11 protein-coding genes and 1 other RNA gene are annotated in these 10,100 nt (G+C 66.1%); 5 read left to right on the forward strand and 7 right to left on the reverse strand.

The genetic code is table 11. The annotated features are described in order from the left end of the window. Window positions 1-738 (reverse strand): YebC/PmpR family DNA-binding transcriptional regulator (locus AC1DRP_RS31030; RefSeq protein WP_476770502.1); only part of this gene is annotated, 738 nt, incomplete at its 3' end. Between the two features lie 288 nt (window positions 739-1,026). On the opposite strand from AC1DRP_RS31030, the gene AC1DRP_RS31035 reads away from it, so the two are divergent. Continuing rightward, entirely contained in the window at window positions 1,027-2,352 is a 1,326-nt protein-coding gene (locus AC1DRP_RS31035) for a methyl-accepting chemotaxis protein (protein ID WP_476770503.1), read from the forward strand. Between the two features lie 19 nt (window positions 2,353-2,371). Here AC1DRP_RS31035 and AC1DRP_RS31040 read toward each other — a convergent pair whose 3' ends face one another. The 6 genes from AC1DRP_RS31040 to AC1DRP_RS31065 all read right to left on the reverse strand — a co-directional run bounded on the left by AC1DRP_RS31040 (window position 2,372) and on the right by AC1DRP_RS31065 (window position 5,367). Continuing rightward, window positions 2,372-3,199 carry a TIGR00282 family metallophosphoesterase gene (locus AC1DRP_RS31040; protein WP_441488209.1) on the reverse strand — a complete coding sequence of 276 codons (828 nt, stop codon included), beginning with the start codon at window positions 3,197-3,199 and terminating at the stop codon, window positions 2,372-2,374. Window positions 3,200-3,254: 55 nt separating this feature from the next. After that, window positions 3,255-3,833 carry a 5-formyltetrahydrofolate cyclo-ligase gene (locus tag AC1DRP_RS31045; RefSeq protein ID WP_441506995.1) on the reverse strand — a complete coding sequence of 193 codons (579 nt, stop codon included), beginning with the start codon at window positions 3,831-3,833 and terminating at the stop codon, window positions 3,255-3,257. Window positions 3,834-3,840: 7 nt separating this feature from the next. Continuing rightward, a non-coding RNA gene (gene ssrS, locus AC1DRP_RS31050) (6S RNA) lies at window positions 3,841-3,995 on the reverse strand. 69 nt (window positions 3,996-4,064) lie between these two features. Then, entirely contained in the window at window positions 4,065-4,562 is a 498-nt protein-coding gene (locus AC1DRP_RS31055; protein WP_476770504.1) for a hypothetical protein, read from the reverse strand. A gap of 134 nt (window positions 4,563-4,696) precedes the next feature. Continuing rightward, complete coding sequence (locus AC1DRP_RS31060) at window positions 4,697-5,065, reverse strand: cell division protein ZapA (protein ID WP_069879404.1); 369 nt, start codon at window positions 5,063-5,065, stop codon at window positions 4,697-4,699. Window positions 5,066-5,079: 14 nt separating this feature from the next. Next, the gene (locus tag AC1DRP_RS31065; RefSeq protein WP_371331978.1) at window positions 5,080-5,367 is read right to left on the reverse strand and encodes a DUF4164 family protein; all 288 of its coding nucleotides are present in this window, start codon (window positions 5,365-5,367) and stop codon (window positions 5,080-5,082) included. Between the two features lie 272 nt (window positions 5,368-5,639). On the opposite strand from AC1DRP_RS31065, the gene tkt reads away from it, so the two are divergent. The 4 genes from tkt to AC1DRP_RS31085 form a co-directional block, all read left to right on the forward strand. Then, entirely contained in the window at window positions 5,640-7,637 is a 1,998-nt protein-coding gene (gene tkt, locus AC1DRP_RS31070) for a transketolase (protein ID WP_476770505.1), read from the forward strand. A 96-nt stretch (window positions 7,638-7,733) separates the two neighbouring features. Continuing rightward, window positions 7,734-8,744, forward strand: coding sequence for a type I glyceraldehyde-3-phosphate dehydrogenase (gene gap, locus AC1DRP_RS31075; protein WP_441488205.1), 1,011 nt, complete (start codon window positions 7,734-7,736; stop codon window positions 8,742-8,744). A 69-nt stretch (window positions 8,745-8,813) separates the two neighbouring features. Further along, a complete protein-coding gene (locus AC1DRP_RS31080) occupies window positions 8,814-9,275 on the forward strand; it encodes a hypothetical protein (protein WP_476770506.1) in 462 nt (153 codons plus the stop codon). Then, a partial coding sequence (locus AC1DRP_RS31085) for a phosphoglycerate kinase (protein ID WP_476770507.1) occupies window positions 9,272-10,100 on the forward strand: 829 nt, incomplete at its 3' end. The genes AC1DRP_RS31080 and AC1DRP_RS31085, both read left to right, overlap by 4 nt.

Raw genomic sequence — 10,100 nt, forward strand, 5'->3', positions numbered from 1 at the left:
GAGCTTCGCCATGATCTCGTCGGCGATCTCGAAATTCGCGAAGACGTTCTGCACGTCGTCGTCATTGTCGAGCGCCTCCATCAGCCGCATCATCGATGCGGCCTTCTCCTCGTCGAGCGGCGCGGTCGTCGTCGGGCGCCAGACGGGCTTGGCCGAAGCCGGCGCGCCGAGCGAGGCTTCGAGCGCCTTGGAGACTTCGTTCAGCGCATCGAAGCCGCACAGGATCGTGTGGCCGTTCTCGTCGCTGACGACGTCGTCGGCGCCAGCTTCGATCGCCGCTTCCATGACCTTGTCGGCATCGCCGGCCTCCGGCGGGTAGGTGACCTCGCCGACGCGGTTGAACATGAAGGAGACGGAGTTGCTTTCGCCAAGAGCCCCACCGGCCTTGGTGAAGTAGGATCGGACGGCCGAAGCGGTGCGATTGCGGTTATCGGTCAGCGCCTCGACGATGACGGCGGCACCGCCCGGGCCATAGCCCTCGTAGCGCACCTCGTCATAGTTCTCGCCTTCATTGCCGGCCGCCTTCTTGATGGCGCGCTCGATATTGTCCTTCGGCATGTTTTCGGCACGCGCGGCGAGCACCGCCATGCGCAGGCGCGGATTCATGTTGGGGTCGGGCATGCCCATCTTGGCCGCGACGGTGATTTCGCGCCCGAGCCGCGAGAACAGCTTGGACCGCACCGCGTCCTGCTTGCCCTTGCGGTGCATGATGTTCTTGAATTGGGAATGCCCGGCCATCGAGGTCAGCCTCTTTTGTCACTGTGGACCTGCCAAGGCGGACCAAACTGGGCCCGGCGAGGCAATCCGCGCCTTATAAGCGGGGCTTTTGCCGGCAGGCAAGCCGCCGGGCCGCCCTGAATGACGATGCTCCTACTGCGTTTCCACGGCAGAAGCGCGGCAAGAGCAGCGTTAAGCCAATCTTTGCCGAACTGGGTCAGGGTCACTTCAGATCAGTCCCTCCTGCCAGATTGCAGCTCTCCCGACCTCATGAAATCTGTGTCCAGCATAGCCATCGCAGAACAGGACGTGCGCTTCCGCGCGTTCCAGATCGGCGCCGACGATCTCGCCCTTCTGCGCCTGCAATCCGCCTTCGCCAAGGAGAGACTGCCGGGGTTGCTGCAGGAACTGCACGTCGAATTCGATCCCTGGCCGGAAACCAGCCGCGCATTGAAAACCCCCGAGGTTCATGAACTCAGGCTGGCGCACTGGATCAGGCTGGCCTCGGGCGAACTCGGGGATGGCTACATCCACTCCGCCCGCAACCTCGCCGCAGGCTTCTATCGTCACGGTGTTCCGGTCTATGCGGTCGCGATCTGCCACACGATCGTCTCCAACGCGATCGGCGCCGAGCTTGGTGTCGACCGCGACGGCCTCCAGAAGTTGAATGGCTTCTGGCAGCACAAGCGCTTCGTCCGGGGCATTGCCATGAGGGCTGCGCTCAACAAGGCCGTGCAACTGGACCTCGAATTGCTGCTCGAGACCTATGCGGAAGTCCAGCGTGAAAGCCGCGAGCGCACCCGCGCCGAGATAGAGGCCTTCGAGGTCACGGTTCGCGGTGTGGTCGACACGGTCAACACCGGTGCCACCCGCGTCGAGACCATGGCACGCGCCGTCAGCAACGTCGTGCAGGATACCGGCACGCAGGCCATCGTCGCCGCGCAGGCCTCCGATGAAGCCTCGGCAAACGTCCAGAACGTCGCCAGCGCGGCCGAAGAGCTCTCGATCTCGTTGAACGATGTCTCGTCCGAAATCTCGCGCGCGGCGAACATGGCGCATGACGCCAATGCGGCCGCGATGAAGACCGACATCATCGTGAAGAGCCTCGCGCATTCGGCCGAAACCATCGGCGCGGTGGTCGAGATGATCAAGACCATCGCCGCCCAGACCAACATGCTCGCGCTCAACGCCACGATCGAGGCTGCGCGTGCCGGCGAAAGCGGGCGCGGCTTTGCCGTGGTCGCCAATGAGGTCAAGCAGCTTTCGGCGCGCACGGCCCAGGCAACCGACGAGATCGCGGCTCAGGTGCCGGCGATGCAGGCGGCGACGCGCGAGGCAGTCGCGGCAATCGAGAGCATCGTCGCCTTCGTCACGCAGATGGAGCAGACGACGGTGACGATCGCGGGCTCGATCGACGAGCAACGCGCCGCAACGCAGGAAATTGCCCGCAGCGTCAACCTGGCCGCGCTCGGAACGCAGGAAGTCGCGCAGKCCGCCAGCGGGGTCAGCGAGATGGCGCAGACAGCCGGCGCCAATGTCTCGGACGTCCTGAGCGTCGCGGAAAACCTGGCGAAGCAAGCCTCGTCGCTCACCTCCGCCTTCGAGAACCTCGCCCGTCAGGGCCGCACCGTCTAAACGGTTCAGGGTGGGGTGATCAGCCCCGCTCCCAGGCCTCCGGTGTGGCCTCGCTCAGATGCGGCCCCAGCCTGACGGCCCAGACCGCCCGGGCCAGCCCCGTCGCGTCGTCGATATCGACCGCCACGCCAGACAGTGTTCCAGGTCCGGTCGCAGGCTCCAGCCTCGCGCCCGGCACCTTCTGCAGGAAGCGGCGAACCGGCTCCTCCCGGTGCATGCCCAGAACGGAATCATAGTCGCCACACATGCCGGCATCGGACTGGTAGGCGGTGCCGCCAGGCAGGATGCGCGTATCGGCGGTCGGGGCGTGGGTATGGGTGCCGACCACGAGACTGGCGCGGCCATCGACGAAATAGGCCATGGCCTGCTTCTCGCTGGTCGCCTCGGCATGGACATCGATGATGACGGCGTCGGCGACCTCGCGCAGCGGACAGGCTGCGAGTTCGCGTTCGACCGCGGCGAAGGGGTCATCGAGCGGATCCATGAACAGCCGCCCCATCACATTGACGACCAGCACGCGCGCGCCGTTGCGCGCCTCGATCACGGTCGCGCCGCGGCCGGGCGTTCCGGGCGGATAATTGGCGGGGCGGACCAATGCGGGCTGGCGCTCGATGAAGACCAGCGCCTCGCGCTGGTCCCAGGAATGGTTGCCGAGCGTCACGGCATCGGCCCCCGCGGCCAGAAACTCGTCGCAGATCGCCTCGGTGATGCCGAAGCCACCGGCCGAGTTCTCGCCATTGATCACGACACAGTCGAGCTTCCAGCGCTCACGCAGGCCAGGCAGGCGCTCCTGAACCGCAATGCGACCGGGGCGACCGACGACGTCGCCGAGGAAAAGAAAACGCATGACGGGAACCCTGAACGAAGAAGGAGCGCTTCACTGACGCGAACGCGCACGCGAATCAACCGCAGCGGATGGTTTCGCGCTCGGTCACGATCCAGTCGAGCTTGCGGTCATGTGGCTCATCGGGAACAGCCGCGATCTCCTGCGCACCATAGGCGAGGCCAATCGTAGTGACCGCTCCGAGCTCGGTGAGCGTGCGGTCGTAATAGCCTTTGCCGTAGCCGATGCGGTAGCCCCGGCGGTCGAAGGCCGCGAGCGGCACAAGCAGGATGCTCGGCCTTGCCTGCGGCTGTTGCGGCTCCGGCACCAGCGTACCGAAGCCACCGGGCACGATCGGCTCCCATGGCGCCCAGCTCCGGAAAATCATCGCGCCATTGACGATAGCCGGCAGGCAGAGCGGAACGCCCCGCGCGTGCAGCGCTTCCAGAACCGGGCGGGGGTCGGCCTCGGAGCGCATCGGCCAATAGGCCGAGACGGTTCCGCCTCCAGCCAGCGCCGGCAGCGCCAGGACGCCGGCGACGATGGCCTGATCCCATTCGAGCCGGTCATCGATCTCAAGCGCGTCACGGCGCGCGAGCGCCTCGATCCGCAGCTCGCTCTTGCCGCGGAGCGGCGTCGTTTGAAGGTCAGTGTGCATGGGAAAGTGCGGAGCCACCTTGGCCGTGGAGTTTTCGATCCCGGGACACCTACTAAGTAGGTGGGCGCCATATGTCTGGGTCCAGGGACCCAGTCAGGGACAGCTCCCGAGGAGATCGTATGGGCCCGGGAATACATACTCTCACGCACCGGGCAGCCCCGCCAGAACTATGTAGGACGCTCGCCGGCAAAGCGCCAGTGGCGAGTTGCAGCCGGCGCACAGGATGCTGGCTCACGCCGAGAAGAACTCTCGCACGTCCCGGGTGAGYTGCTGCAACGTCGCCTCGAACGGCAGCAGGTCGGTGTCGATGATCAGATCGCTGAAGGGACGTTCCGCATAACCTTCATGCAGCATGACGCGGATGCGCTCATGCTCGTCCTCGTCGAATGCGCGGCCGCGTGCCGCCGATGTGATACCCGCATAGGAGGCGCGCAGGCTGATGAAGAGCGGGCGAACGCCAGCATCCGTGAAATGACGCCGGTAGAAGATCCAGGTGCTACACCCCAGCGGATAGGCGATCACGACAACTGGCTGAACCGCGAGGATTGTCAGGCCAGTCCTGACCACGGATCGGCTCGTCCGCAGGATTGAGCGATACCAGGGCAGATCCGGATCCGAATGGTCGTCACCGTCGATGAAGCCGCCACCGAGCTCCGTGGCCAGCGCCTTGCCGAGTGTCGTCTTGCCGGCGCCGATCGGGCCGCTCAGGAAGATCGCATAGTGCTGCATCGCCGCTGTTTCACCCAGAGAACGCCTCGGGGCAATCGTCGCCCCCGCAGGGCTACTGCCAGGCCGCCCGCACCAGTCCGTGCTGGATCACGCCGTCGATCGGATCGGGATAGGCGATGCCGTGCCTCGAGGCTTCAGCCGACTGGGCTTGGGATCAGGCTGCGCGCCACGCTTTCGATACGCTCTGCCGCAGTGACCAGCGCTTCGGCGGCGCGCTCCTCGACCTCGCCCAGGCGCTGATCGGCAGAGCCGGCGTCGCCGCGCACAGCCGCGAGCATGTTCTCCAGCGTCGCGACGCGTTCCTTGAGCTCCGACACCTCGTCGGCAACCATCAGCGCGGCCATCACATGCAGACGCATGTCGCCGATCTCGCCAAAAGCCTGGCGCATTTCATCGATCTTGCCGTCATAGAGATTGGCGAGCCCTTCGAGATGGGCTTCCTCGCCGTCGCCGCAGGCCATGCGATAGGCCTTGCCCGCGATCGTGACATTCACCTGCGGCATCACGCCCTCCGTATTCAGTGCTCGCGCGCCTCGGCGCGGGCGATCACGTCACCCACCGCGCCCAACGCCTTCTCCAACCTGCGTTCGACGTCGCCCGCCGCGGTTTCGACCTGGCCGACGCGCGCGATCGCGCCATCGAGCTCCGCTGCGAGCCGGGCCCTGTCATCCTGCATCAAGGTCAGCTCGGTTTCGAGATTGGCCCGTCCGCGCTCCGCCTCGATGCGTCGGCGCGCAGCCGCCTCGAGTTGCGCGAGTGCGCTATCGAGTCGCGCAAGCGCATTGTCCAGCATCAGGCTCGCCACGGTCGTCTCCTCCCTTTCAGTTCGAAGCCGGCTCCATGATTCGCGAGCCTAAAGCAGGATATGAGCAAGTGGGAAACGCTTTCGGGCAGATATTCGCAGCTCTCAACTGTGATAGCAGCCCCCTGATGAATTGACTCCGGGAGAGCGGGCATCCTATCGAGCACCCGCACGAAAACTATGCCCCGAAAGCCTACCGGACCGTCGCCCTCATGCCCTTCCGGCATGGTTCGGACGCGGGACGCGCCCTTCCGCCCGCCGGAGCCAATGACACCATGACCACGATCGACCGCGCCCAGCACGACAAGCTCGCCAACGCCATTCGCGCCCTGGCAATGGATGGCGTCGAGCAGGCGAAGTCCGGCCACCCCGGCCTGCCGATGGGTGCAGCCGACGTCGCAACCGTGCTGTTTACCCGCGTCATGAACTATGACGCCGCCGATCCGCGCTGGCCGGATCGCGACCGCTTCATTCTCTCGGCCGGTCACGGCTCGATGCTGCTCTACGCCCTGCTCTATCTCACGGGCACGCCGGGCATGGAGCTCGACGACCTCAAGAAGTTCCGCCAGCTCGAGTCGAAGACCCCGGGGCATCCCGAGAACTTCATGACTGTCGGCGTCGAGACCACCACTGGCCCGCTCGGCCAGGGTCTCGCCACCGCAGTCGGCATGGCCATGGCCGAGCGCATGCTCGCCGCCGAGTTCGGCAAGAAGGTCGTCGACCACAAGACCTATGTCCTGGCCTCCGACGGCGACCTGATGGAAGGCATCAGCCAGGAAGCGATCGCGCTTGCCGGCCACCACAAGCTCAACAAGCTGATCGTGCTTTGGGACGATAACGGCATCTCGATCGATGGCCCGCTCTCGATCTCCGACTCGGTCGACCAGGTCGCGCGTTTCAAGGCCTGTGGCTGGCGCTCCGAGCGCGTCGATGGCCATGACCCCGACGCGATCGAGGCCGCGATCCGCCGCGCCCAGAAGTCGAACAAGCCGACCATGATCGCCTGCAAGACCGTGATCGGCTTCGGCGCACCGAAAAAGGCCGGCACCTCCAAGGCTCATGGCGAGCCGCTCGGCGCCGAGGAACTCGCAGCCGCGAAGGCCAAGCTCGGCATCACCGGCGCGGCCTTCGAGATTGCCCCCGACATCCTCAAGAGCTGGCGCGCCTTCGGCTCTGCCGGCCACCTCGCCCACAAGGACTGGCTCGCCCGGTTCGAGGCGCTGTCGCCACGCAAGCGCGCCGAGTTCGAGCGCCGCCTCGCCCACACGATTCCGGGCAAGCTCGACAAGGTGATCGTCGCCCACAAGAAGGCCCTTGCCGCCAACCCGGTCACCGTCGCGACCCGCAAGGCCTCCGAGCTCGCCCTCGACGTCATCGTGCCGGTGATGCCGGAGCTGGTTTCCGGCTCGGCCGACCTGACGCCGTCGAACAACACCAAGGCGAAGGGGCTGGAAGACTTCACGCTCAAGACCCCGAAGGGCCGCTACATCCGTTACGGCATCCGCGAGCACGGCATGGCTGCCGCGATGAACGGCATCACCCTGCATGGCGGCTTCCGCACCGCCGGCGGCACCTTCCTGGTCTTCGCCGACTACGCCCGCCCCTCGATGCGCCTGGCGGCCCTGATGGGCCTGCCGGTCGTCTATGTCATGACCCATGACTCGATCGGCCTGGGCGAGGATGGTCCGACCCACCAGCCCGTCGAGCATCTCGCCTCGCTTCGCTCGATGCCGAACATGCGCGTGCTGCGCCCGTCCGACGCGATCGAGACGGCGGAAGCCTGGCAGATCGCTCTTGAGCGGACCGGAGGGCCGACCGTGCTGGCGCTCTCGCGCCAGAATCTCGCGCAGCTCCGCACGGATGGCACCGMGACCAACCGTTCGGCCAAGGGCGCCTATGAGTTGCAGGCAGCCGAGGGCGGCAAGGCGCAGGTCTCGCTCTTCGCGTCCGGCTCGGAACTCGAGATCGCCGTTGCGGCCCGCAAGCTTCTGGCCGAGAAGGGCGTCCGCGCCCGCGTCGTCTCCGTGCCCTCGCTCGAACTGCTGCTCGCTCAGGACGAGGCGACGCAGAACCAGATCATCGGCGAGGCCCCGGTCAAGATCGCGATCGAGGCCGCCGTCCGCTTCGGCTGGGATGCGGTGATCGGCCATGACGGCGTCTTCGTCGGCATGGCCTCCTTCGGCGCCAGCGGCCCCTACAAGGACGTCTACAAACATTTCGGCATTACGCCCGACGCAGTGGTCGAAGCCGCATTGAAGCGGCATAACGGCTGAGTTTCACCCGGACACTTGCGTTTGGCCATGCTTTGGCCGATTTGCCCGCGTGAATAACGGCCAACCCGCCGTGAATCGGCGAAGGAGAGGATTGAGATGACGGTCAAGGTGGCGATCAACGGCTTCGGCCGCATCGGGCGCAATGTTCTGCGCGCGATCATTGAGTCGAAGCGCAAGGATATCGAGGTCGTGGCGATCAACGATCTCGGCCCGGTCGAGACCAACGCCCATCTCTTCCGCTTCGACTCCGTCCATGGCCGCTTCCCCGGTACCGTGACAGTCTCCGGCGACACGATCGATGTCGGCCGTGGACCGATCAAGGTCACGGCGATCCGCGATCCCAAGGACCTGCCGCACAAGGCGCTCGGCGTGGACATCGCGCTGGAATGCACCGGCATCTTCACGACCCGCGACAAGGCGGCCGCCCATCTCGCCGCCGGCGCGAAGCGCGTGCTGGTTTCGGCGCCCTGCGATGGCGCCGACCTGACCGTGGTTTTCGGCGTCAACAACAACGCCCTGGCCACGGACCATCTCGTCGTCTCGAACGCCTCCTGCACGACGAACTGCCTCGCGCCCGTCGTGCGCGTGCTGCAGGACGCGGTCGGCATCGACAAAGGCTTCATGACCACGATCCACGCCTATACCGGCGACCAGCCGACGCTCGATACGATGCACAAGGATCTCTATCGCGGCCGTGCTGCCGCGTTGTCGATGATCCCGACTTCGACCGGCGCCGCCAAGGCGATCGGCCTCGTCATTCCCGAGCTGAAGGGCCGTCTCGACGGGACCTCGATCCGCGTGCCGACCCCGAACGTCTCGGTCGTCGACTTCAAGTTCATCTCGAAGCGCAAGACCACGGTCGAGAAGATCAACGAAGCCATCATCAAGGCCTCGAAGCGCGGTCCGCTCAAGGGCATCCTCGCGGTCACCGACCAGCCGAACGTCTCGATCGACTTCAACCACGACCCGGCTTCGTCGACCTTCGCGCTCGACCAGACCAAGGTTTTGGACGACAAGTTCGTTCGCATCCTGGCGTGGTACGACAACGAGTGGGGCTTCTCGAACCGCATGAGCGACACTGCCGTCGCGATGGCGAAGCTCATCTGACGCAACGGCCGGCGGGACCCGGCGCGCTGCCGGGCCCCGCCTGACCCTTCTCGAACGAACGGAACGCGCATGACCAAGATCGAGCCGACCGTCGCCGCGCCGGCGAGCCTCTCCGAACCCTCCATCGCTGCGCCCAGCGCATCGGGAGCAACGGTGACGGCTCTCTCCGCAGCCAGCCGGACCGAAGAGGCGGCGCCGACCGCGGAGCCGCGCAAGCTCGACCAACTCTCTCGCATCGAAGACAAGGCGGCGCGCATCGAGGAGAAGTTTGCCCGCTACGAGGCCGTCTTCACCCGGGCCGAGGCCTCGCTGGAGCGCAGTGCGGCCAAGGTCGAGACCGCGACCGGCGCCATGGACTTCGCGGGAATCCGCCAGGAGGTTGCGGCGCTGCGCGAACGCGTCGACGCGACGCCTCGTTCGGCGACCCTGTTCACGACCGCCCTCGTCACTGCCGTTCTCACCGTGCTGCTCACCATCCTGGTGCTGAAGTTCGGCGTGCCGGGCCTGTTTCCGGGACTTCTGCCACGATGAGCTTCCGCACGCTCGACGACGCCGATCTCGCCGGCAAGCGCGTCCTTGTCCGCGTCGACCTGAACGTGCCGATGGAGGCCGGCAAGGTCACCGACACGACACGCATCGACCGTGTCCTGCCCACCATTCGCGAGATCTCGCAGAAAGGTGGCAAGGTCATCCTGCTCGCGCATTTCGGCCGGCCGAAGGGTCGCGATCCCAAGGATTCGCTGAAGCCGGTCGCCATGGCGCTTGCCCATCAGCTTGGCCAGCCGGTGATCTTCGTCGGTGACTGCATCGGCGAGGACGCCGCCAAGGCCGTCGCCGCGGCCAAGAGCGGCGAAGTCCTGCTGCTGGAGAACACCCGCTTTCACGCGGGCGACGAGAAGAACGACGCCGCCTTCGTCCGGGCGCTCGCCGCCAATGGCGACATCTTCGTCAATGACGCCTTCTCCGCCGCCCACCGCGCCCATGCTTCGACCGAGGGCCTCGCCCATGTGCTGCCGGCCTATGCCGGTCGCACCATGCAGGCCGAGCTGGAAGCGCTGAGCGCCGGGCTCGACAATCCCGCCCGCCCGGTCATGGCGATCGTCGGCGGCGCCAAGGTCTCGACCAAGCTCGAGCTGCTCGGCAACCTGGTGAAGAAGGTCGACGTCCTCGCCATCGGCGGCGGCATGGCCAATACCTTTCTGGYCGCGCGCGGCGTCGATGTCGGCAAGTCGCTCTGCGAGCATGATCTCCTCGCTACCGCCCGCGAGATCGAGGAGAAGGCCAGGATTGCGGGCTGCGAGATCATGCTGCCGGTCGATGCGCTGGTCGCCCGTGAGTTCAAGGCCAATCCCGGAC

The sequence above is a fragment of the Allobosea sp. 01N443 genome, from assembly GCF_056399325.1.